The sequence below is a fragment of the Tateyamaria sp. genome (assembly GCF_039940735.1).
Taxonomy (GTDB): domain Bacteria; phylum Pseudomonadota; class Alphaproteobacteria; order Rhodobacterales; family Rhodobacteraceae; genus Tateyamaria.
Genome location: NZ_JBDVGB010000039.1, coordinates 60,176 through 82,991, shown reverse-complemented (window position 1 = coordinate 82,991; position 22,816 = coordinate 60,176). Strand labels below are relative to the sequence as shown.

At 55.6% G+C, this 22,816-nt stretch carries 20 protein-coding genes; 8 read left to right on the top strand and 12 right to left on the bottom strand.

From position 1 onward, the window contains the following. Positions 1-53: 53 nt before the first annotated feature. Positions 54-1,067 (top strand): phenylacetaldoxime dehydratase family protein, encoded by a 1,014-nt coding sequence (locus tag ABJF76_RS07945; RefSeq protein ID WP_413818819.1) that lies wholly within the window; start codon positions 54-56, stop codon positions 1,065-1,067. Between the two features lie 247 nt (positions 1,068-1,314). Here the strand turns inward: ABJF76_RS07945 and ABJF76_RS07940 are convergent, their stop codons facing one another. Both ABJF76_RS07940 and ABJF76_RS07935 read right to left on the bottom strand, forming a co-directional pair. Next, positions 1,315-2,319, bottom strand: coding sequence for a sterol desaturase family protein (locus tag ABJF76_RS07940; RefSeq protein ID WP_413818820.1), 1,005 nt, complete (start codon positions 2,317-2,319; stop codon positions 1,315-1,317). A 57-nt stretch (positions 2,320-2,376) separates the two neighbouring features. Continuing rightward, positions 2,377-3,774, bottom strand: a complete 1,398-nt coding sequence (locus ABJF76_RS07935) for a DUF4856 domain-containing protein (protein WP_413818821.1) — start codon at positions 3,772-3,774, stop codon at positions 2,377-2,379. Between the two features lie 233 nt (positions 3,775-4,007). On the opposite strand from ABJF76_RS07935, the gene ABJF76_RS07930 reads away from it, so the two are divergent. The 7 genes from ABJF76_RS07930 (at position 4,008) to ABJF76_RS07900 (ending at position 11,220) form a co-directional block, all read left to right on the top strand. After that, positions 4,008-5,036 carry an extracellular solute-binding protein gene (locus ABJF76_RS07930; protein WP_413818822.1) on the top strand — a complete coding sequence of 343 codons (1,029 nt, stop codon included), beginning with the start codon at positions 4,008-4,010 and terminating at the stop codon, positions 5,034-5,036. A 178-nt stretch (positions 5,037-5,214) separates the two neighbouring features. Continuing rightward, positions 5,215-6,243: a LacI family DNA-binding transcriptional regulator gene (locus ABJF76_RS07925; protein ID WP_413818823.1), complete on the top strand. Its 1,029-nt coding sequence runs from the start codon at positions 5,215-5,217 to the stop codon at positions 6,241-6,243. Beyond that, a complete protein-coding gene (locus ABJF76_RS07920; RefSeq protein ID WP_413818824.1) occupies positions 6,240-7,448 on the top strand; it encodes a winged helix-turn-helix domain-containing protein in 1,209 nt (402 codons plus the stop codon). The genes ABJF76_RS07925 and ABJF76_RS07920 overlap by 4 nt, the downstream gene beginning before the upstream one ends. 40 nt (positions 7,449-7,488) lie before the next feature. Continuing rightward, positions 7,489-8,235 carry a 5-oxoprolinase subunit B family protein gene (locus ABJF76_RS07915; RefSeq protein ID WP_413818825.1) on the top strand — a complete coding sequence of 249 codons (747 nt, stop codon included), beginning with the start codon at positions 7,489-7,491 and terminating at the stop codon, positions 8,233-8,235. Continuing rightward, a complete protein-coding gene (locus ABJF76_RS07910) occupies positions 8,232-9,254 on the top strand; it encodes a biotin-dependent carboxyltransferase family protein (protein WP_413818826.1) in 1,023 nt (340 codons plus the stop codon). Before ABJF76_RS07915 ends, ABJF76_RS07910 begins: the two co-directional genes overlap by 4 nt. A 7-nt stretch (positions 9,255-9,261) precedes the next feature. Continuing rightward, entirely contained in the window at positions 9,262-10,029 is a 768-nt protein-coding gene (locus ABJF76_RS07905; protein ID WP_413818827.1) for a LamB/YcsF family protein, read from the top strand. Positions 10,030-10,131: 102 nt separating this feature from the next. Beyond that, positions 10,132-11,220, top strand: a complete 1,089-nt coding sequence (locus tag ABJF76_RS07900; protein WP_413818828.1) for a flavin monoamine oxidase family protein — start codon at positions 10,132-10,134, stop codon at positions 11,218-11,220. Here ABJF76_RS07900 and ABJF76_RS07895 read toward each other — a convergent pair. The 10 genes from ABJF76_RS07895 to ABJF76_RS07850 all read right to left on the bottom strand — a co-directional run bounded on the left by ABJF76_RS07895 (position 11,217) and on the right by ABJF76_RS07850 (position 22,670). Beyond that, positions 11,217-12,509, bottom strand: coding sequence for a nucleotide sugar dehydrogenase (locus tag ABJF76_RS07895; protein ID WP_413818829.1), 1,293 nt, complete (start codon positions 12,507-12,509; stop codon positions 11,217-11,219). The two genes, ABJF76_RS07900 and ABJF76_RS07895, sit on opposite strands and share 4 nt — an antisense overlap. A 306-nt stretch (positions 12,510-12,815) precedes the next feature. Then, positions 12,816-13,823: a Gfo/Idh/MocA family protein gene (locus tag ABJF76_RS07890; RefSeq protein WP_413818830.1), complete on the bottom strand. Its 1,008-nt coding sequence runs from the start codon at positions 13,821-13,823 to the stop codon at positions 12,816-12,818. Between the two features lie 97 nt (positions 13,824-13,920). Next, complete coding sequence (locus ABJF76_RS07885; protein WP_413818831.1) at positions 13,921-14,958, bottom strand: Gfo/Idh/MocA family protein; 1,038 nt, start codon at positions 14,956-14,958, stop codon at positions 13,921-13,923. Positions 14,959-14,974: 16 nt separating this feature from the next. Then, positions 14,975-15,862 (bottom strand): sugar kinase, encoded by an 888-nt coding sequence (locus ABJF76_RS07880; protein WP_413818832.1) that lies wholly within the window; start codon positions 15,860-15,862, stop codon positions 14,975-14,977. Then, positions 15,859-16,752 carry a DMT family transporter gene (locus ABJF76_RS07875; RefSeq protein ID WP_413818833.1) on the bottom strand — a complete coding sequence of 298 codons (894 nt, stop codon included), beginning with the start codon at positions 16,750-16,752 and terminating at the stop codon, positions 15,859-15,861. The genes ABJF76_RS07880 and ABJF76_RS07875 overlap by 4 nt, the downstream gene beginning before the upstream one ends. A gap of 4 nt (positions 16,753-16,756) precedes the next feature. Then, on the bottom strand, positions 16,757-17,644 hold the full coding sequence (locus tag ABJF76_RS07870; protein ID WP_413818834.1) for an NAD(P)-dependent oxidoreductase: 888 nt from the start codon (positions 17,642-17,644) through the stop codon (positions 16,757-16,759). A gap of 109 nt (positions 17,645-17,753) precedes the next feature. Next, positions 17,754-19,253 (bottom strand): UxaA family hydrolase, encoded by a 1,500-nt coding sequence (locus ABJF76_RS07865; protein WP_413818835.1) that lies wholly within the window; start codon positions 19,251-19,253, stop codon positions 17,754-17,756. 8 nt (positions 19,254-19,261) lie between these two features. Further along, positions 19,262-20,206: a phytanoyl-CoA dioxygenase family protein gene (locus tag ABJF76_RS07860; protein WP_413818836.1), complete on the bottom strand. Its 945-nt coding sequence runs from the start codon at positions 20,204-20,206 to the stop codon at positions 19,262-19,264. 9 nt (positions 20,207-20,215) lie between these two features. Continuing rightward, on the bottom strand, positions 20,216-21,838 hold the full coding sequence (locus tag ABJF76_RS07855) for a TRAP transporter large permease (protein ID WP_413818837.1): 1,623 nt from the start codon (positions 21,836-21,838) through the stop codon (positions 20,216-20,218). Between the two features lies 1 nt (position 21,839). Further along, positions 21,840-22,670, bottom strand: a complete 831-nt coding sequence (locus tag ABJF76_RS07850; protein ID WP_413818838.1) for a TRAP transporter small permease subunit — start codon at positions 22,668-22,670, stop codon at positions 21,840-21,842. Between the last annotated feature and the right edge of the window lie 146 nt (positions 22,671-22,816).

Sequence of the window (22,816 nt, the reverse complement as noted above, 5' to 3'; positions counted from 1 at the left end):
CATTTGAGGCACTAGGCTTGTCCGAACATCACGCAAGAAAACGCACGATCCCAATGAAGAAGCCAAAGGGTCATATTGCGGGTGCGCAGCGATATTCAGCCCGCCTCGCGGATTCCACCCAGAAGGTCCAAGTGCTTTATCTCGGCGCACAGTCGAACGAGGCGCCAGCAGAAGACCTCATTAATTTTCAAGCCTTAGCCAAATCGCTCTTGTCCACAGCCGATGGGCCAAACCACTGTGATTACGCGCAATATGTTGACCCACAGGGCGTGCCAACATTTTTCGCGACGGCATATTGGACAGACCCAGCACAATATCAGGCGTGGGCGTCGTGCGAACAAATCACATCGTGGTGGACGGATACTGCCCATCTTAACGGGCCTTTGGGGTATTTTTGGGAAGCGTTTTGTGTGTCGAAGGACCACTGCGAAACGATAGCATTTACTCGCCCTATTCGCGGCCTGTCGGCCTGCCCGATGCATACAATACATCCAGTTGACGAAAGTGGGTATTGGGGGGCAGCACGTGACCGTATTCCTGCGTCCGCTTTCGATACGCTTAAGGGCGAAAAAACTCTGCCGATCGCTTACGCCACACGTGACAACACGCGTGGTCAACTGATCAATCTGAAACTCCCCAAGAACACATGCATCATCAGATCCGGCGTTTCATGGGCCGATTGTGGCCCAGAACAGCACGACAGTTACAAAGCCAATATCAAGCCCAAGCTTGATCTTGGAATGGACTATTTACGCGATAATCCTGAGGAATCAGGGTGTCTGAATTTACGCCAAGTTGATGTCGTTGATGATCAAGGGAATAGTGCCCCTGAGGGCTTTTCCATGGGTCACTTCCAATCGCTCGCCCATCTCGAAAAATGGGCGCATGAACACCCAACCCATCTTGCGATTTATACACGCGCGCTAGCGGAACGGACAAAGTACCAAGACGACCTAGAGCTGCGCACCTATCATGAAGTGTTTATTTTAGATCAAGAAACGGATTTCAGGTACCTCAATTGCCACGGCAAAACAGGGCTTCTTCCAGTTCATTTTGGGACTGCCTGACCCAGTCCAAAGCCAAATACATCTTCCCCTACCACAGCAAGGTTTTCCCCTGAAACCACTCAGTTGGCACAGTGGAATTCAAGAACTGCAACTCTCGGCTTGGCGCGCAGCTACTAAGACGTGTTCTCAAGGTTGAGCCAAAAGCGAGTATACCTGCGCTTACCAGAACGGCTTGGAACTCCGGCCCCAACCCGGGCAGCGAACACACACATGCAAGGGGCAACACGTTAGTTCCCCAAAAGGCCAATCAAGGGTCAGCGGGTTTTTCAGAAGGCCCCGCCGGGCGTCGCCGCCACGGCCAAACAATCCCAGCCGTGCGTCGCGCAATTTCGTAGACCGGACCAAGGTACAGCGTCTTGAGGTCCGTATCACTGCTCCCTTCATGGTCGTCCAAACCAAAGGTCAGTTTTTCACTCTCACCGTCCTCTGATAGATGGAGAGAACCAAAAGCCCAATCCCAGATCGCTAACGCGACGCCGAAATTCTTGTCGAAATGGCGCTTGGCGATGGAATGATGAAGCTGATGTTGCGCCGGGGAAATTAAAATACGTTCTAACCACGGCCAATACCGGATCGAGATGTGCGAGTGGCGCAGGTTCGACCCGGTCACATGGAAAAAGAAAACAAGAATATTCACCCCGACAATAGTCACCAGATCGACCCTGTCGCCGAACATAAAGTAAAAGACCGAAATCACACTGCCCTGCGCGATCGCGCTGCGGGATGCGTAAAGAATGCCTTCGAACGGATGCACCCGGTAAACAGTCACGGGCGTGAGTGTCGTCGCAGAATGGTGCACCTTGTGAATAGACCAAAGCATCGGCCAACGGTGCATCCATCGGTGCATCAGATATTTCGTGAAATCATCAACCACGAACATAACCATCGAAAACGCGATCACGATGACACTGTGCGGCGCACCTTCCAGTGCACCCCAAGGGATGACATCCCAACGCAGTAAAAGCATGTAAACGCCGGTCGCAATCACCACTTGTGTCAACAGAAGTGGTGAAATGAAAAAGGTGAAAAGCCGATTGATCACAAAGATTTTGTAATCCGCAAGCGAGGAACCAGAAAAGAAAATCGAGCGGTCAAAGACCTGTGCCAAGGCAGAACGTACCGAGGACTTTCGCAGAACAACAAGCCACATCAACGCGATCAGGATGGATAGGAAAAGATACCCGACAAACACCCGTTTCTTGGGGTTCGCAAAATCAGCGAAAACCGCGCCAATGTCTGTCAGAAGTTCCATTGTATAGCCTCGTCAAAAAAAGGGGCGCCCGAAAAGCGCCCCTTGATACAGTATACTTTAGTCGGTTTCTGCACCACCGCTGTCAGAATCCAGCTGCTTGATCAGCTCAGCCAAACCTTCGGTCGCATCGTTTTTACGACCCTCAATTCCGAACTCCTTGATCAAAACATCCTGCACCTTAAGCATGTTCAACTGGTAGGCATTCCAGGACATCTTGGCGTCTTTGACAAAGTTGCCATCGCCGTCCACGCTGGTCACGATGCTCTCGTCCAAGGTGACAGGGCTAAAGCCGATCAGACGGTTAAGACGTACGGCCGTGCCGCCCAAGTTCTCGCGACCAGTTTGCAATGCCAGTGAAAAACCCTTCATCTCACCCCAGTGCTTAACGTAGTCGCGGTAGGCTTCAGCGTCGTCATCACTGTCATCCGCACGGAGCTTTTCGATGTCCTTGAAGACATTCCCGGCATATTTGAACGTCGCTTCGGCAAGCACCTTCGTCCATTCAGCCTCGATCACTTCGGCATATGCTTTGAGTTGTGTACGCTGGGCATCTGTCAGTGCCGCACCGTCAGCCGATGCGATCAACTTGCGACCTTCCACGAAGGCAGACATGATTGTGGGCAAGTAATCCGTCTTGCCGCTTTTGTCGGCATCCGCTGCATAATAGGCGCTGCCAAATACCATTTCCGTTTTAAGGTCGATGACCCCGTCACCATTTGCATCTGCAACAGCAGCATCTGCTTTTTTGCTGATTCCATAGGCTTGATCAGCACTTAGTTCCAAAGCATGTGCAGCGGCACCGAAGTAACCAAAGGCTTCGTCCCACGAGTGTTCTTTGCCGGTATAGGCCGCACCATCGCTGTAGGGGCTGTTGTTGGGCTTCTTGTCGGCCGCCAAGTTTTCATCAAGGTAGTTATCAACGGCTTGGTTGAAACCCATCGCGCCGATGCCGAACTTTTGGATCAGTTGACCCCAGTCCATACCGGTATCTGCGTCAAACCCACCGTTGGACACGGACGCACGGGCGATCATATCTTCCAGAACCTCGGGCCCAGTCAGGTTGCCCGGCCAGCCGGGGACCAAACCTTGATAAGTCTTGCCCTTGATATCCTTGCCTTTGGAAATCTCGTTGAGCGTGCTTTGCTTGATGTCAAAGCCGTCTTTGTCCTTGTGCGAAATGATAGGCAGGTCTTCTTCTGTACCTGCGAAATATTTCATCATTGTCGCCTTAAGCTCTGCGGCATTGGCACCACCGTCGCCCTGACCAGCTAGGGACTTAAGACTATCAAGCAATACGCTGCGCGCCACTTGACCAGAATAGGAAACCGAGTTGGTTTTGTCGCCGGAATAGCTTTTTTCCGTGATGGCGTATGGGCCGTATGTTTCAGCTGATGCGGCGGCACCCATGATGCAAATCGCCAATGTGTTTGCGCTGAGTTTGAAGGCAAATTTCACGTGATCGTCCTCGTTTTAATAATTCCGATGATTTCAGTCAGAAATCTTACAGTGCCTTTTCGTATTATCCGACAAGTTTTGTCAAGATTTGATTTCACCCCCTCTGTCAGATTTCAATTTAGGCAAGGCCGCACTGCCACCTAATCCTGACTTATTTTGTCAGCTTCCCTTGATCATCTCTTTGAATCGTGAAACCAACCTGCCCAAATGCACCCTTCTGAGGAGTTTTGAAAATGTCTTGTACGCACCCTACACATTCACTCGCTCTTGCAACTGCCATCGCGCTTACCAGCACGGCGGCCTATGCTGATGGTGTGGTGAACCTCTATTCCTCGCGTCATTACGACACAGATGAACGGCTGTATTCAGACTTTGAAGAGGCCACAGGCATCACCATCAATCGCCTTGAAGGCAAAGGTGACGAACTGATCACGCGGATCGCTCTCGAAGGGCGCAATTCCCCAGCAGATATATTTCTAACTGTCGACACCTCGCGATTAGAGCGTGCCAAAAACGAAGGCATCCTGCAATCGATCCAAAGCGACATTCTGGATGCGCGCGTTCCTGAAAACCTGCAAGACAACGAAAACCAATGGTTCGGATTTTCCCAACGCGCCCGGATTGTATTTTACGATAAAACCGATGTACCAAATCCACCTTTGGATTACCTGAGCCTCGCTGACCCACAGTACGCGGGCATGGTCTGCCATCGTTCATCTTCAAACGTTTATTCGCAAACTTTGCTGTCGGCCGTGATCGAAAACCACGGACCTGAGAAGGCAAAAGAATGGGCCGAAGGCGTTGTGTTGAACTTTGCACGCGAACCCATTGGTGGGGATACTGACCAACTGCGCGCCCTCGTGTCAGGAGAATGCGATATCTCCATTTCGAACACTTACTACTTTGCGCGCGCCCTGCGCACCGATGTCGACGGTTTGCCAAAAGAAGCGCTGGACAACATCGGCTGGATTTTCCCCGCACAAGAAGCAGAAGGCGCCCACATGAACCTATCCGGCGGCGGTGTCGCAGCGCACGCACCCAACCGTGAAAACGCAATCCTATTTCTCGAATACCTAAGCAGCGATTCTGCACAAAAGTACTTTAGTGCTGGCAACGACGAATTCCCCACGGTCCCCGGTGTCGAACTCAGCCCGAGCGTGGCACAACTGGGCGAATTTCGCGCCGATGCCGTCGATCTTAGCAACGTTGCCAAGAACATCCCCGAAGCCGTGAAAATATTCAACGACGTGGGCTGGTATTGAAGATCTCAAGCCAGAACATTTTAACATGAGTCACCCCACCAGATGTCGGCAATGATGACCCAAGGGGGATAAATCATCAGATGTCACCCTTTTTGGACACCGTGTAAAACAGCGTGCTCTTGCAGTTGGAACGTTTTTCGCCCTAACTCGAAATACGCCAACCAAAAAAGGATTGCCTGTGACCGATCGCGCCAAACGACCGCTTACCTTGCGTGATGTCTCTGCCGCATCGGGCGTGTCTGAAATGACCGTCAGTCGGGTGCTGCGCAATCGCGGAGATGTATCGGAAACAACCCGCGTCAAAGTCCTAGAAGCCGCGAAAACGCTTGGCTATGTGCCAAATCAGATCGCTGGATCGCTGGCGTCGCAACACGTCAATCTGGTTGCTGTCATTATCCCATCCTTGGGCAATATGGTCTTTCCCGAGGTGCTAAACGGTATCAATCAGGTCCTTGAAAATACCCCATTACAACCAGTTTTCGGCGTCACCGACTATATGCAAGACAAGGAAGAACGCGTGCTATACGAGATGCTGGGCTGGCGCCCGTCTGGCATCATCATCGCCGGTTTGGAACATTCCGATGCGACCCGCGCGATGTTGGAAAGTGCGGCAATCCCGGTTGTGGAGATCATGGATACCGACGGCGACCCTGTCGATAGCATGGTCGGCATTTCGCACCGCGCAGCCGGGCAGGACATGGCCCGCGCCATCCTAAAACAAGGCTATAGCCGCATTGGGTTTATGGGCACGTCGATGCCCCGCGATCACCGCGCGCGCAAACGTTTCGAAGGGCTGACCGAAGGCTTGGCTAAGGCCGGCATTGAGATCGAAGCCCGCGACTTTTACTCTGGCGGTTCGGCCCTCGCTAAAGGACGCGAGATGACCAAAGCGATGCTGGATTCAAATCCAAACCTTGATTTTCTATATTATTCCAACGACATGATCGGGGCTGGTGGCCTGCTGTACCTTTTGGAACAGGGCATTGATGTACCGGGGCATATCGGCCTTGCTGGCTTTAACGGGGTCGAGTTACTAGACGGGCTACCCCGTCAACTGGCAACGATGGACGCTTGCCGCCTTGAGATCGGGCGCGCGGCGGCCAACATCATTTTGGATCATGCGGCCGGCAAAACGGACCCGCAACACATCACACTTGATCCCAAGATTTCCTTTGGTGATACCTTGCGCCGCAACAGGCGTCCGTGACACCCTTTAGCCTTAGCAATGCGGGCGCGCGGCGTGTCTTTATGGACCGCCATGGGCTTGTTGAAACTCCGCAAGGTGCAGCGCATGGCGCGGAGTTGCTCGCGTTGATCAAACGGTTGGGGTTTGTCCAACTTGACAGCATCAACACCGTGGCCCGCGCCCACGACATGATCCTGTTTTCACGCAAGCCACGGTATCGCCCAAAATCACTGACGCAATTATATGAACGCGACCGCGCTTTGTTCGAACATTGGACACATGACGCGGCTGTGGTGCCAATGGCGTTTTACCCCTATTGGCACATGCGGCGCGAACGTGACGCTGCCCTTTTGAAAAGCCGTTGGAAAGATTGGCGGCGCGAAGGGTTCGAGGCACAATTTCAAACAGTTCTCGACATGATCCGCGAACGAGGACCCGTTTCTTCGTCGCAAGTGGGCGAGGGCGAAAAACGCGGATCGGGCGGGTGGTGGGACTGGCACCCCTCCAAAACCGCGCTCGAATATCTGTGGCGCACCGGTGCATTGGCCGTGGTCAAGCGGAAGGGTTTTCAAAAATACTATGACCTTACCGAAAGGGTGATTGACCAAACCGCGATGGGCAATGCCCCCGACACCGAAGAAACGATTGATTGGTGCTGCCGCGAAGCGCTGGATCGATTGGGTTTTGCCACCCATGGTGAGTTGGCCGCGTTCTGGGCGCATATCACCCCGGCAGAAGCAAAACAGTGGTGCACCGAAGCATTGGCGGCAGGTCGGATCATTCAGGTCAATATCACCGGAGTGGATGGCGTCGAACGCCCCGCCTATGCTTGGCCTGATTTGCCGGACTGCCCAACCCAAACTATTGATCCGACGTCTCGGTTGCGGGTGCTCAGCCCCTTTGACCCGGCGTTGCGCGACCGGAAACGGGCCGAACGCCTGTTTGGCTTTGAATACCGGATCGAGATCTTTGTGCCCGAACCCAAACGCAAATATGGCTATTACGTTTTCCCTTTGCTCGAAGGGGACAGGCTGGTTGGCCGTATCGACATGAAAGCCTTCCGCGCCGACGATACCTTGCGCGTGCGTGCGCTGTGGCCCGAACCCGGCGTGCGCTGGGGAAAGGGGCGACAACGTGCTTTGGAAAGCGAACTGGACCGGATGTTACGCCTTGCCGGGGTAAGTGCGCTGTCATTTGATGACAATTGGTTGCGCGACCCCCTTTAAAGCAATTGCAGCCGCAAACACAGTCGCTAGAGTTGCTCGCATGCAAGATGCTTCCTTTGTTCCTAAGGTCCAATCTGTTGGTTTGAACGGCTTACTGGTCACGTTCGACAACAAGGCCACCGATGTCGCCAACCGCGCGGCAATTGCCTTTCGCAGCGAGGTAGACGCCCTTGGCTGGCCGGAGGTCGCGGAAAGCAGTAGCACGCTAGTGTCCGCATTCTTTCGGGTCGATCTGTCCGAGTATCGATTTGACGATCTCAAGGACCGGTTGGAACACGTGTTGGCCTCGCGTGACTGGAGCGCCCCAGCGTTGCCGAGCGGCCGCGTGCTATGGACCATTCCTGCGGTGTTTGGTGGCGATCGTGCCCCACAATTGACCGAAGCAGCAGAGGCCGCCGGGCGCAGTGTCGCCGAGGCCCAAGCAGATTTGACATCCGCCCGCCTGCGCGTTCTGACCTTGGGCTTTGCACCGGGGCAACCCTATCTGGGCACCTTGGGCGAGGCATGGAACATCCCGCGTCAGGTCGGTTTGACGCCTAACATTCCCGCCGGTGCACTGGTCGCAGCCGTGCGCCAAATTTGCCTGTTTACCAAAGATACACCCACCGGCTGGCGTCACGTAGGGCAGTCGGCATTTGCCTGCTTTCGTCCACACAGTGATACCCCGTTTCCATTGTCGCCCGGCGACGAAGTACAATTCACGGCCATCACCGAAGGCGAGCTGCTGCGCATCGAGGCCCATAACAGTGACGGTTCAGGCGGCGCACTGCGCGAGGTGTTGGAATGAGGGGGCTACACGTCCTTCAGACAGGGCCCGGCGTTGCGGTTCAGGACCTAGGGCGGCCGGGTTATCTGGCCAAGGGATTGACGCGCGGTGGTGCCGCAGATCTGCGCGCGGTGCATGAAGGCGCTGCGTTGTTGCGCCAAACTGCCGATCACGCCGTGTTGGAAATGGTCGGAACTGGCGGAACCTTTGAGGCCAACGAGGACCTGCGCATTGCCCTAACAGGTGCTGTAATGACGGCGCAAATTGATGGTGCCACCTTGGCATGGAACGCCAGTCACGCGTTGCCCAAAGGGTCGACATTAACAATTGGCCCGACGCGATCAGGGACCTACGGATACCTACATGTCGGCGGAGGGTTTGACACAGACAATGCTTTGAATTCACGAGCGGCGCACCTATCCTGTGGTCTAGGGGCGTTGCTCCAAAAAGGTGATGTGCTGCCTGTCGGACAAGACAAAGGGACCGATGTTGGCATGACCATCGCGACGGATGCCCGCCTGACAGGTGGTACGGTGCGCATCGTGCCCAGTATGCAAACGCTTGATTTTGACGCTGACGTGCGCAACCGCTTTGAAGACACAACTTTTCGCCGCGACCCCCGGGCCAACCGACAAGGCGTGCGGATGGACAGTGACGGAGAAGGGTTTTCGAACCCCAAGGCCCTTAGCATCGTGAGCGAAGTGATCGTCCCTGGCGACATCCAAGTCACGGGCGACGGCACGCCCTTTGTGCTGTTGGCCGAATGCCAGACCACCGGGGGCTACCCACGCATCGGGACAGTTTTACCCTGCGATCTGCCACGTGTTGCACAGGCCCCTGCCGGCGCGGCTTTGCGGTTTCAATTTGTATCACTTGAGGACGGAGCCGCCATTCAGGCGCGCGCCAATACAGAATTACGAAAACTGTCTGGCGCAGTCACTCCATTGGTGCGTGACCCGGCCGACATACAGGATTTACTGAGCTATCAACTGGTTGGCGGCGTGGTCTCTGCCATGCATTCGCCATTGGATGAAGGATAAACGGAATATGCAAGTCGACCTAAACGCAGATATGGGCGAGAGTTTTGGCCCTTGGACCATGGGCGATGATTCAGCCCTTTTGAACACTGTAACCTCAGCCAATATCGCCTGTGGCGCACATGCGGGGGACGCAGATGTCATGGCCTCGACTATGGGAATTGCGCTGGAAAAAGGCGTTGGCATCGGATCACATCCCGGTTTTGCGGACATTCAAGGATTTGGGCGGCGGCGCATTGATATGCCTCTGGCATCACTGCAAAATTCGATCCGCTGTCAAGTTGGGGCAAGCCTTGGCATGGCACGTGCGCTTGGGGCAGAGGTACGCCACATCAAATTGCACGGCGCACTTGGGAACATGACGTCCGAAGATGAAGCAATGGCCCTTGGCTGCTACGAAGCCGCATTGTCGGCGCATCCGGATGCGATCGTTATGGTTCTGGCGGCCACCGCACAAGAACGGGCAGTACGAAAATTGGGTGCACGTTTTGCGTGCGAGATTTTTGCGGACCGGGCCTATAATGCGGATGCGACACTTGTGGACCGACGCAAGCCGGGTGCTGTGATCCACGATGCCGATCTTGCGGGGAAACGCATGGTCGAAATGGTTAAGGCCCAAGCGATTATCACCGATGACGGAACGCACATCGCAACGCCAATCGACAGTATTTGTTGCCACGGCGACACGCCAGAAGCCGTCGAAATCGCAGCTAACGTGCGGCGCATGCTTGAGGATGCAGGTATCGCTGTACGAGCGTTTGACGGGCGCACGGGCTGAACCTTTTAAGCAAGCATGGCGGAGGGCACCTCCGCCTTACACTGGTAAGGTGCATCCTGATGCACCCCCCGTCGGCCCCAAAAGACAAAGCGGTACGTAACAATGACAATGGAACAAGACGTGGATTGTGAGCCAAGCGTACTTATTTTGGGGGCGGGTTTGGCTGGCTTGACTGCGGCTTATCGGTTGCATCAAGCAGGTCATAAGGTCTGCGTACTTGAGGCCCGCAACCGCGTTGGAGGCCGCGCCTTGAGTGTGATGCAAGGTACAGGTGGCATTGACCTTGGGCCTGCTTGGATATGGCCTGCGACGCAACCACAGGTGGTGGACCTGTTGGCCGAGCTGGGACTGAAGTCATTGCCGCAGTTCGAAACTGGCGATTTCATCTATGAAGCTGGCGCACAGACGCAACGCGGTGCCTTTCCCCAACGCTACGGCGATGCTGCAAGGGTGCGTGGTGGCGTGCAAGCCTTAGCGCAAGCATTGGCGAACCTGCTTCCGGAAGGGATTGTACAGTTCGAACAGGAAGTTTCGACCGTGGACCTAACAGGTTCGCCAATGGTGATCACGTCGGATGGCACCACATGGGCCGCAAATGCGGTGATCTGCGCGGTGCCCGGCCCCATTGCAGCCCAATGGAAACTGACGCCGACTTGGCCCTCAAAGGTCGCAGACGCCCTAATTCGCTGGCCCACTTGGATGGCGGCCCATGCAAAAGTTGTCGCATTCTATGATCGCCCCTTTTGGCGCGAAGCTGGCCTGTCTGGCGGTGCCGTCAGCCATATCGGTCCTTTGGTTGAAATCGCAGATCAAAGTGACCCTGAGGCTGGGGTTTTCGGCCTGTTTGGTTTTGTCGGCGTACCCTTTGACGCGCGCCAAGACACGGATGCATTAAAAGCAGCCGCGTTGGCCCAGCTAACCCGCTTATTCGGCGCAGAAGCTGCAGAACCAAAAGCCTTTCACCTCATGGATTGGGCCCAAGAACCATACACCGCGACCCCTGCGGACCGTGTCCCTCCGGCTGGGCATCCGCCCTATGGCGCGCCGGAATTGTCGCAACCTATTGCCGAACGATTGTTCTTTGCCGGGGCTGAAGTATCCGTCCGCAATGGCGGTTTGATCGAAGGCGCAATTGAAACAGGCACGCGCACCGCTGCATTGGCGGCAACGGCCCTGACGAAACTGGGTTAAAGCCGCAAATCGCTATCGCTTTGATCAAAGACTGACTTCATATCAAAGAACACGCCACTGGGTTTCAGCTGTGCACGCAGGGCCTTCGGCCCTTGAGTTGTCAGGCTGTCGTGCGCCACAGCAAGGATCACCGCGTCATACACCCCCTTTGCGTCGGGCATCTTGGGCAACATGTCGATGCGGTGACAACTGTGCACTTCGGTTGCATCCGCCCAGGGGTCATGCAAATCAACAGTCAGCCCATAGCTTTCCAGCTCGCTTAACATATCGACCACTTTGGTGTTACGCATGTCGGCGCAGTTTTCCTTGAACGTGATGCCAAGCACCAGAACACGCCCGCCATGCACGCGAGCCTCGTGTTGGATCATCCTTTTGATCAACAGGCTGACAGCATGGCGCGCCATGCCATCGTTGATCTCGCGTGCCATGCGGATGATGTCTGGGATGTGCCCCGCAGCGATGGATTTGTGCACAAGATAATAGGGATCGACCCCAATACAGTGTCCGCCCACAAGCCCGGGTGACAGACGGTTAAAGTTCCATTTAGTCGCCGCCGCGTCCAACACAGCCGCTGTATCAAGACCCAGATGCGAAAAGATAATCGAGAGTTCATTGATCAGCGCAATCGACACATCGCGTTGCGTGTTTTCGATCACTTTTGAGGCCTCGGCCACGCGGATACTGGGCGCAAGATGGGTGCCCGCCGTAATGATTGTGCCATAAAGTGCATCGATCAACTGGGCCGCTTGTGGCGTCGATCCGGATGTGACCTTGGTGATTTTTGTCAGGGGCCGCGTTTTATCGCCGGGGTTGATCCGCTCGGGGCTATAGCCTGCGTAAAAATCTGTGTTGAGGGTCAGGTTCGATCGCTCCTCGACCAGCGGCAGGCAGTCGTCTTCCGTGGCACCGGGATAGACCGTACTTTCATAGATCACGATGTCGCCACGCTTGATCACCGACCCAATGGCACGAGAGGCCGCAAACAACGGCCCAAGGTTGGGCTGACGTTGATTGTCGATTGGGGTCGGGACGGCGACAATAAAGACATTACAATCGGCGATGTCTTTGATGTCAGCGGTAAAGGTCAAATCGGTGGCACTTGCCAGATCATCAACCTCGCCTGTGCTGTCAGTCCCTTGTTGCAAGGCGGTGATACGCGCGGCGTTCAAATCATAGCCAACAGTCGTGCGTTGCTGTCCAAAGGCGACAGCCAGCGGCAAACCAACATAACCAAGCCCAATCACCGCCACGCGGATATCAGACAGTTGCGGAAGGGCGGCTTGGGTCATGGGCGATGCCTTTTGGTTGCTACCTTCTGCCTAGCGGGGTGCGCTGTTTGGTGCAACCGCACGCAACATCACGACACAAAAAGCGCTTGGAACTGGACAGAACAAGCGTGAAAGCCCGCATCAAAACTATCATTGCGGGTTCCCATCACCAAAGTGATGCCAGCGCCGCCTGCCTGTTCGATCACCCGCTTCGGCGAGCCGTGTGCGACCTAAGAAGTACATCGTCGGGGTGAACGATTGATGTGATCCGACCCTATCACGACCCATGTTTGCGCGTCGTTACGCGGGAATATGTCGAAACAAACGCTAGTGATTGATCTTGATCGGCCCACCCGTATCTGCAGCTTGTTTGATCGCTTCGATCACCTGCACAGCACGCAGGCCATCTGTTGCGCTTACCAACGGTGTTGCGCGCCCGGCGATGACATCTGCAAAATGTGCGACTTGGGTCGATAGGGAATCCGCCAATGGGATCGGCAACTTTGTCTGATCCATGGGGGCCCACCAATCCGGGCCGTCCTTCTGGCTCCAAACTGTTAGATTGGGCAGCGAAAGCGACCCCTGCGTGCCACCGATAAGATAGGCCGATTGATCGGTCTTGGGATAGGCGGGGTTTTCGCCTGCAGTCAATTCCCAGCTCCACGGACCCAGCGCAACATCCGACAGGTTCAGCGTGCCTAGCGCTCCATTGGCGAAACGCAGAATTGCAACGCTGACTTCTTCGGCCTGCGCGCCCCGGATTGTATTGGCTTGATAGGCTTGCACTTCGACAATCGGACCGCACAGGTGCATCAAGACATCCACGTCGTGGATCAGGTTGATAAACAGTGGCCCCGCGCCCGCGCCTTGCCGCCATGCCGCTTGGTAATAATGGTCGGGTTTGGGCAACCAGCACTGCCCATGAACAGTTGTGAGGGTGCCAAGGGTGCCTGCCTCGATCACTTCTTTGGCTTTGGCAACCAGCGGGTTGTGGCGGCGATGATGGCCGACAAGGATCGGAACGTTGGCGTCGATCGCAGCGGCGACAAGAGTGGCACCTTCGACTGCGGTGCCCGTCAGCGGTTTTTCGATCAGCACGGGGCAGCCCAACGCGATCAATTCCTGCGCCATGGGGGCGTGTAGCGCGTTGGGAACAGCAAGGATAATGCCATCGGACTGCTTGGCAAGGTCGGCAAGGTCACGCGCCGAGGGCCAAGGGCTGTCCGTCAAAACAGGGTCAAAGATCGCTGACAGGGTCACGCCCGGCGTGCGTTCAATCGCGGCGATGTGTTGCTTGCCGATAAGGCCGGCACCTGCCACTCCGATCCGGGTCATGGGTGCCCCCGGCCATACAGCGAACGTGCATCAATATGTGCCAAACTTTCGGCCATGTCGCGTAAGGGGCGATGACCACAGGCGATGCAAACGAACGTCATTCTGCGACCTCTGTCACGGTTCCACTGCGGGCCGCGCGTTCCATCGCGTCAATCACCGCATGAACGTGCAGCGCTTGATCCGGTGGGGCGACGGGGGGTCTGTTGTCCCGCACAGCATCTACAAAATCCTCGATCACCGACTGATGCCAGCCGTGCGAAAAGGCCATCGGATCCGCGCCACCACCAGTGCCTGTTTCGGTTTCAGGCGTATGGCGGTCTTGTCTGCCGTCGTGCCAATCGATGCGCAGTGTGTCGCCCTCGAGCAGAACTTGCGCACGGGTTGTCGTCAGCGCGATGCTTTCTGTCGTGCCGGGGTACGCCGCGGTGCTGGCGCTTAGCACGCCAGATGCGCCAGACTGAAACGTCAACAAAGCCGAAGCTATGTCTTCGGCCTCCATCAGGTGCAGCGACGTCGTTTGCATCTGCGCCTGAAGGTTGGCGACAGGTCCGGCCAGCCAAAGCGCAAGGTCAAGCGTATGGATCGCCTGGCTTATCATCACGCCGCCGCCATCACGGTCATAGCTGCCGCGACCCGGTGCGTCGTAATACGCCTGATCACGCCACCATGGGATACGGATTTCGACATGCAAAATGTCACCCAGATCACCCGCCAAAAGCGGCGCTTTCAGCGCCTGCGCCGCATCTCGCATGCGATGTTGAAAGCACAGCCCAAGTGGCGTTTCGGCCCGCGTAAAGGTGTCGACAATAGCGCGCGCCGCGCCAAGCGTGCGTTCGATCGGCTTTTCCATCAAAGTGGGGATGGACGCCTTTGCGAGCGCCGATGCAAAAGGTGCGCGTGCGTTGGGCGGTGTGATCACGATGGCCATGTCGGGTGACACCGCAAGCGCCGTGTCAATGTCTATGAACGCAGAAACGGGGTACCCAAGCGTGCCAGACGCGCGGTCACAAAAATCGGCTGTTCGCCGGTCGTCGCGCCCCAGAACGCCCACCAAACGCGCGCCCACCGTATTGTCCCGCAGCGCCAGCACATGCGTGTCTGCCACCATGCCTGAACCGATCAGTAGAACCTTCATACGCACGCCTTTAAGTTCATCCGGCGTCTTTGGGCAGGATCGCGCCTTTGTGCCCAATGACGTGCGCGGCAAGGTCATGACCGCTTCGCAACGCATTGGCCTGAGACGCACCCGTTAACGAAGATGCAAGATACCCGCCATTGAAACTGTCGCCCGCCGCCGTGGTATCAACCACTGTCGTAGCCTGCGGAAAATCATAGGTCGCACCCGTCTTGAGGCAGAGCGGCCCTTCATGGCCACGTTTCAGCGCGCCAGTGCGCCCAGCAGCCAAAAACCGTTTTGCAATGGTGTCAGGGGTTTCGCTGGTCATTTCCATTTCGTCATCAATTGATGGCAAGGCGATATCAGTGATCGACCACATGGCATTGTTCGCAGCGCGTGCTGTTTCAACGTCAGCCCACAGGCGCGGACGGTAGTTACTGTCATAGCAAACCAACCCACCGGAACGACGGAACCCCTGCAAAAACAACAACAGCGCGTTGCGCACCGATGGCGTCATGATCGCAATGGTGATGCCCGACAAATAGATCACATCATAGCGTGCAAGTTGGGTAAAATCCGGGCCCTGATCGGTGATGAAAGTCCAACGGGCCGCCGCGCTATCGCGCCAATACGTGAACGACCGCTCGCCCGTGTCGTCAGTCGTAATCGCATATAAGCCCGGCGTGCCATTGGGGTCACGTTCGATGTGTTTGGTGCCGATATCTTCGGCTTCGATGAAGTCTACGATCCGGTTCGAAAAGGCATCCGTGCCCACCCGCGTGATGTAGTCCACTTCCAAAGACGGCGCGCTGCGCTTGAGATAAATCGCGGTATTTAGCGTGTCCCCAGCCACACCAACAGCCGCGGTATTCCCGCCCATAGACAATTCAATCATCGCCTCGCCAATCGCTGCGATCTTCATAGTTTTTCCTTTCGCGCTGTCCGCCACCAGACAACAAATCCTGAACATACGATGATGGCTGCCCCCAAAAGGGTCCAACCGTCTGGCACATCTTTGAACACCACATAGCTGGCCAGCGCGAGGTAGAGCAAGAAGCTGTAAGTATATGGCATCAATGTATTTGCCGGTGCATAGGAATGCGCCCGAGAAAAGATCTCGTGCCCCGCCCAGCCCCACAGCCCTAAACCGATCATCAAGGCCCATTGCAAAGGTGTTTCAGGACTAACCCAGACATTAATGGCAAACGGAGCTAGTATGATCGCTCCGAATGCGCCCATATAGAACTGCATCGTTTCCGCCGCCACCACGCCGGAAATTTTGCGCGTGATAATCGAATACAGCGCCAACGAAATGGCGTTGTAAACGTTCAGCAACGCAATCCAGTGAAAGTCCGCGTTAAACGGGCGGATCACCACCAAAACGCCGACAAATCCCAACGTGATCGCACCCCAGCGCCACGGACCGACGCGTTCACCCAACAACGGCCAAGACAGCGCGCACACGATGATGGGTGCCGAAAACATGATCGAACCCGTCACCGTCAATGACAGGTATTTCAGCGTGATGAAGTTGAACAAAGTGGCCGAAGCCAACAAAAAGGCGCGCAACAACACAAGGCCAAGGTGGTCTGTTTGAAAATTAGACCAACTGGCCCCTTGCCGCAAAATCAACAGCGTCGAGATAATGAAATGCGGCAGATAGCGCATGAACGCCAGCTGGAACGCAGGCAATCCAGCCAGCACCAACCACTTGACCGACGTATCGATCAACGAAAAGAACGCATATGCCCCCAGCGTCATCATGATGCCAAGGGCAGCGCGATCTTGGTTGGCGCGTGCCGCAATCGCCATAGCCTTAGCCTTTGAAACGGTCAGCGTAAAAATCGACCATTTGCGACACCATGTCGTCTCCGCGACCGGAATCCCGTGCGTCATTCAGTGCTGAAAGCGCGCATTTCGACATGATCGATTCTGCGCCGGCATCCGATGCCATTTGTGAGTAGTACCCCACATCCTTGGCTGCGTTTTTAATCGCAAAGGCCAGTTGGTTCGGATCGCTGTCGACAGCATACCCTTTGACAAAATCCATCATGCCAGATTTCAGCGGCCCAGCCGCGATCACGTCATAGACGCTTTGGCGTTCGACCCCCATGACATCAGCCATCGCAAAGACTTCGCACATGGCGTTCGCAACAGTCATACCAAAGAAGTTGTTCAGCAGTTTGATCGTGTGCCCCGACCCCAATGCGCCAAGGTGAAAAACGTTCTCGCCCAATTCCTTGAGCACCGGCTGCACCTTATCAAACGCAGCCTGATCGCCTGCACACATGATGTTTAGCAATCCATCAACCGCGTGTGCCGGTGTGCGCCCCAATGGCGCGTCAAGATAATGACCACCGGCTGCGGCGACTTCGTCGCCCAAAGTCCGCGTCGATCCCGGCAGCGAGGTGCCAAAGTCAACCACAACCGCACCCGGTTTCAGCCCTGCGATGACACCTTCAGCGCCGCGCATGCGCGCTTCGACATTTACGGACGTGTCCATACACAGCATCACGATATCAGACGCCGCAGCGACATCTTTAGCGGTGGAAACCTCGGTCGCGCCGCGGGCGATGGCCTGATCCACATAGGTGCGCGTGCGGTTTGCGACCACAGTCAGGGCGTACCCTTGATCCTGCAAACGACCAACCATAGCCCCGCCCATCAGGCCAAGACCGATAAATCCAATTGTTGGTTTGCTCATAATAAGTCTCCTGTTTCGTAGAATGTTAAAAAGCGCTGAATTTTAGCGCCTTGTATCTGTTGTTCATCCCGGTTGGTGTGTCCGGGTTTGGAAGGGGCTGCATGGCGCGTCACATCACCGCGCCGATCTGCCATGGCACAAATTCGTAGTCACCAAGCCCTTGGGCTTCGGATTTCGACATCTCGCCCGAGGCCACGCGCAAGAACAGTTCGTAAATCTCGCGTCCTTTGTCCTCAAGCGACACGCCGTCGCTAAGCATCGCGCCTGCGTTCACATCCATGTCTTCAGTCATGCGATCGAACATCTCGGTGTTGGTGGCCACCTTGATTGTCGGCGCAGGTTTTGACCCAAACGCCGACCCGCGACCAGTGGTAAAGCACACAAGGTTGCAACCACCTGCAATTTGTCCAGTCACGCTGGCCGGGTCATAACCGGGGCTGTCCATAAAGGTAAAGCCGCGCGCACGTACAATTTCGGCATATTTATAAACGCCCGTCAGAGGCGTGGTGCCGCCCTTGGCCGCCGCACCCAGCGATTTTTCAAGGATCGTGGTCAAGCCGCCTGCCTTGTTTCCAGGGCTTGGGTTGTTGTCCATGCTGCCCTTGTTGCGGGCGGTGTAATCCTCCCACCATTTGATCAGACCAATCAGGCGATCCCCAGTTGCACGGTCGGTGGCGCGTGCCGTCAACAGATGTTCGGCGCCATAGATTTCGGGCGTCTCGGCCAATACACCAGTACCACCTTGGGCAACCAACAGGTCAGTCGCATAGCCAAGCGCCGGATTGGCCGTGATCCCAGACCACGCATCCGAACCGCCACACTGCAGGGCAACTTTCAACTCAGACACCGGGCAGGGCGTGCGCGTCGCCTGATTGGCGATGGGCAGCATCGCGGTTACCTTTTCGATGCCCTTTTCGATGGTCTGGCGCAGCCCCGCGACGGACTGGATGTTCATTGTCTGAAAGGTTGGCCCTTGTTTCAGACCCCATGCCTCAAGCAACCAATCGATTTGGTTCATTTCGCACCCCAAACCCACCATCAGCACAGCCGCGTGGTTGGGATGGGCCGCATAGCCCCACATGACGCGTTGCAACGCTTCGAACCCATCGCCATCGCCCGCCATGCCGCACCCCGTGCCATGCACAAAGGCCACGACACCATCAACGTTTGGATAGTCTGCAAGGATCTCGGGTGTGAAATGTGCGGCGATCATCCGCGCCGCGGTGGCCGAGCAATTTACAGACGTGACAATGGCGATGTAGTTGCGCGTGCCAACCTGACCATTGCCGCGTTTGTACCCCATGAACGTATCGCCGGTCGCGGGTGTTGCGGGGCGCAGGTTGGTACCAAATTCATAATCCACATCCGTGGCGCGGAATTCGACGTTGTGGGTGTGCACATGATCACCGGCTTGGATGTCCTGCGCCGCGTATCCGATCACTTGGGCATATTTGCGGATCGCGTCGCCTTTGGCCAAATCGCGCGTAGCGATCTTGTGCCCTGATGGGATCAGCACGCGGGTGGCCACGTGTTCGATGGCAACACCCACTTCGAGAGCGCGGGTCGCCGTAACCACGGAATCTGTTGAATCAAGACGGATGAAGTTCATGAAGCCCTCTAGGCACAAAAGGGCGCATCAGAGGCCCACCGGTGGATCGGAATGTGCGGCGTCGTGGCAAGCCGTTTGCGGGCGTCAAACCACCCATCGCGCCAAACGTGCCAATCGCGCAATTCGGTTTCGGGCGCGTGACGGCTGCGCGCGACAAAGTCAGGAAAGTGGTCGCGTCCAGTGTTCTGACCCGTTTTGGAGAACCGCAAATCAAAGGACCAGCGAAAACCATCCGACGTATTGGGCAACGAAGCATGTGGCACCAAAGGATGAAACAGCACCACGCCCCCCGCCTTGACGGGCAATGGCACAGCACGGCTGGTGTCGAGGTGACTGGGCGCGATGGATGTTTGCACCTGTGGGCAATGTGGCAAAATACCAGCGTCGATGCCGGGGATGACTTGCAGGCATCCGTTTTCAACAGTGGCATCAGTGACAGCCACCCAGACCGTCACCATATCTGTGCTGTCCGCCTTTTCTAAACCGACAGCGCGGTCCTGATGCCAATCGGTGCGCGTGATGTGCGCGCGGACCTCATCCGCGTGCAAGTCAGGTGTCGGCGGCTTGATGCGCACGTGCTGGATAGGATTGAGGGTCAACTCGGATCCAATCAATGCCTCGGCCAAATCAAGGATACGCGCGTGCATCACCAGATCAAAGATCGCCGGCCCAAAGTGCATCGGGCAATCTGGCGTTATTTCCCCACCGGGCAAGCTGATATCCATAGGCTGAAACCATTCGCAACCTGCGGCATAGGCAGCACTCAACTTGCCCCAAAAATCCATACCCGCACCGTCCGGCACGCGCCTTTCGGCCTGCCAAGCAGCGTATAACGAATCCATCAGATCGCCATATTCTGCCCGCACGTTTTCCAAAACGAGCGCAGGCAGAATATCGTCCACAACCACATAGCCGTCTGTGTTGAACTGTGCGACTTGGGCGGCAGTTAGCATGGTATGCCCTTACAGCAGCAACGAGATGATCGGCGGGTAAATCAACAACACCGACAAGGCGACCAGTTGGATACCGATAAAGGGCAGGAACCCCTTAAAGATATCTGTCAACGAGATGTGCGCCGGGGCCACTGATTTCAGATAGAAAGCGGCGGGCCCAAAGGGTGGCGACAGGAAGCTGACCTGCATGTTCATACAGAACACCACCCCGAACCAGATCGCGACATGGCGAGGGTCAAGTTCCCCGAACAGGCCAATCTGATCGATTGGTAGCTTCAACACGATTGGCAAGAAGACCGGAATGATCAGCAACACGATACCGACCCAGTCCATGAACGCGCCCATGAACAACAGGATCAGCATCATAACAAGAATGATCCCCATTGGTGGTACATCAAGACCAACCACCAAGTCGGCGACAAACACAGGACCACCCGCGATTGTATAAGCACCAGCTAAAGCCGCAGCACCAAGGGTCACCCAAATAATCGTGCCCGTCGACTTGAGCGTCCGCAACAGCGAATCCCAAACCAGATCAAAGGACGCTTCGCCCCGCATCGCCGCCATCACCAACACGGCAAAAGCGCCCATACCAGCAGCTTCGGTGATGCCTGTGATACCCATGTAAATGGACCCCAGAACAACGCCGATAATAATGGTTGGTGGCACAAGGCCCTTACCCATCGCCCAGCCTTTTTTGGTGCGCTCCACGCCAAAGACAAAGAAGACCAGCGCCAACGCAATCACGACCGTACCGACAAACCAAGGCAGGTAATCTATCGTCCCAAAACGGATCGGATCACCAGTGTTTGATGCATTTTGACCGGACAGTTCAAAGAACAGCACACGCGCAGCAAAGAAGCTCCAGGCGCCTGCGATCACGAGGGAAAAGAAACCACCAAAGAGCATCCATTTCTCGCGGCCTTCGGGCTCACCCGGAATCGGTTCCGGAAGCGGCGCGTCCTCGGGGCGCAAGCGTGTGCGTACCAAAATGTAGATGATAAAGAACGACGCCAACATGAACCCCGGAAGGAATGATGCCGTGAACAAAGCCTTGATCGAGGTTTCAGTGATCAGACCGTAGATAATCAGAACAATCGACGGCGGAATCATCGTCCCCAAAGAACCAGAGGCACAAATCACCCCAACGGCAAGGTTCTGGTTGTATCCCAAGCGCAGCATTTGCGGCAAAGCAATCAGGCCCAACAGAACGACTTCGCCCCCGATGATGCCCGACATCGCGGCCATAATCACGGCCATGATCGAGGTCACTACGGCAATACCGCCACGGGTTCGGTTCAGCCAGATATTCAGCGACGTGTACATGTCCTTGGCGATGCCGGAACGTTCCAGCAATGACGCCATAAAGATGAACAGCGGAATGGATATAAGGACGTAATCCGTTAAGAGCCCGTATATTTTCTGGGCTAAAATATTGAGCGGCCCCGATCCGGGCCTACCGGTCAAAATGCCATCCCCAAAGGTCCAAGGCGCATAAAGCAACTGTGGTTCGAATTTCATGACCAGCACAAGAACAGCCAGAATTGCCGATGCAAAACCAAGCGGCATGCCGATCACAAGCAGCACCATGAGGCCCAAAAGCAGGACCAGTGAGATCGTTCCAATATCCATTTTAGTCGGCCCCCACCGTTTTTTTCAAACGTTCGATTTCGTCAGCGTCGATGTCGTCCGCTGCGGAGTGAACAACGGGTTCGTCATTCCAATCTGTAATTAGGTTCAACACGGCTTGTGCCGCCACAAGCGATACAATGAACAGAACCATAGGCTTGATCGTCGCCGGAATCGGGGGGTCAAACGCAGTTCCGAATGTCTCCCAACGGCCGAACTTGGCAAAGGCTTCGCCGTATCCGCCATAGACAAGGAAAAAGGCAAACGAGACGATCAACAGTGTCGAAATGCAATCGCACACGCGTTGGAAAAACCGTGGCATAAGATCATAGATCAGAAAGATGCGAATGTGGCTGCGTTGTTGCATGGCGTAAAGCCCGGCGCACAAAAACACAAAGCTCGCCAGCCAAAGCGATAGTTCATTCGCCCAAAGGGTGCCCGCATTCAGCAGGTAACGCACAAACACTTCGTACAGCATCACAGAAGTCAGCAGAACAACCAGCAACATGGTGACCCGGCCAATAAAAACCGACAGTTTGTCCAGATTGCTCCAACGTTCAAATTCCATCGGTGCGCGGCGCACCGTTAAGACGCCGAAAACAGCGAAAACCAAAACCCCAATCAGGGCAAGAAGGTCTAAGATATCGATGTACTGGCCCATCACCACTGGCAGGTTGGGCGCCACATCAAGGCGTTTAAACTGTTCTGACAACTGTTGGCTTTCGCCACCCCAGTCCAGAATAAATGCAGGCATATGCCAAGTGACCCAGCCCGCACAAAAGATGAAAGCCAACGGCATGAGCCACTCAATCAGCGTTCCCGATTTCTGTTCCACGTCGTCTCCTCTCGATTGCTGCATCATCTAGCTACGGCCATAAATTCGATCAATTCACGGTCCGACAAGTTACCCTTGCACGACCCCGGAAAGGTCGGCCGGTTGACCACATGAAGTGGGTCATTTTCATCAACTCGGGGGGGTGT

Coding starts and splice junctions, on each gene's coding strand:
- ABJF76_RS07945 (WP_413818819.1), top strand. CDS start 54: ATGAAGAAGCCAAAGGGTCATATTGCGGGTGCGCAGCGATATTCAGCC.
- ABJF76_RS07940 (WP_413818820.1), bottom strand. CDS start 2,319: ATGGAACTTCTGACAGACATTGGCGCGGTTTTCGCTGATTTTGCGAAC.
- ABJF76_RS07930 (WP_413818822.1), top strand. CDS start 4,008: ATGTCTTGTACGCACCCTACACATTCACTCGCTCTTGCAACTGCCATC.
- ABJF76_RS07915 (WP_413818825.1), top strand. CDS start 7,489: ATGCAAGATGCTTCCTTTGTTCCTAAGGTCCAATCTGTTGGTTTGAAC.
- ABJF76_RS07910 (WP_413818826.1), top strand. CDS start 8,232: ATGAGGGGGCTACACGTCCTTCAGACAGGGCCCGGCGTTGCGGTTCAG.
- ABJF76_RS07905 (WP_413818827.1), top strand. CDS start 9,262: ATGCAAGTCGACCTAAACGCAGATATGGGCGAGAGTTTTGGCCCTTGG.
- ABJF76_RS07900 (WP_413818828.1), top strand. CDS start 10,132: ATGACAATGGAACAAGACGTGGATTGTGAGCCAAGCGTACTTATTTTG.
- ABJF76_RS07895 (WP_413818829.1), bottom strand. CDS start 12,509: ATGACCCAAGCCGCCCTTCCGCAACTGTCTGATATCCGCGTGGCGGTG.
- ABJF76_RS07890 (WP_413818830.1), bottom strand. CDS start 13,823: ATGACCCGGATCGGAGTGGCAGGTGCCGGCCTTATCGGCAAGCAACAC.
- ABJF76_RS07885 (WP_413818831.1), bottom strand. CDS start 14,958: ATGAAGGTTCTACTGATCGGTTCAGGCATGGTGGCAGACACGCATGTG.
- ABJF76_RS07880 (WP_413818832.1), bottom strand. CDS start 15,862: ATGAAGATCGCAGCGATTGGCGAGGCGATGATTGAATTGTCTATGGGC.
- ABJF76_RS07875 (WP_413818833.1), bottom strand. CDS start 16,752: ATGGCGATTGCGGCACGCGCCAACCAAGATCGCGCTGCCCTTGGCATC.
- ABJF76_RS07870 (WP_413818834.1), bottom strand. CDS start 17,644: ATGAGCAAACCAACAATTGGATTTATCGGTCTTGGCCTGATGGGCGGG.
- ABJF76_RS07865 (WP_413818835.1), bottom strand. CDS start 19,253: ATGAACTTCATCCGTCTTGATTCAACAGATTCCGTGGTTACGGCGACC.
- ABJF76_RS07860 (WP_413818836.1), bottom strand. CDS start 20,206: ATGCTAACTGCCGCCCAAGTCGCACAGTTCAACACAGACGGCTATGTG.
- ABJF76_RS07855 (WP_413818837.1), bottom strand. CDS start 21,838: ATGGATATTGGAACGATCTCACTGGTCCTGCTTTTGGGCCTCATGGTG.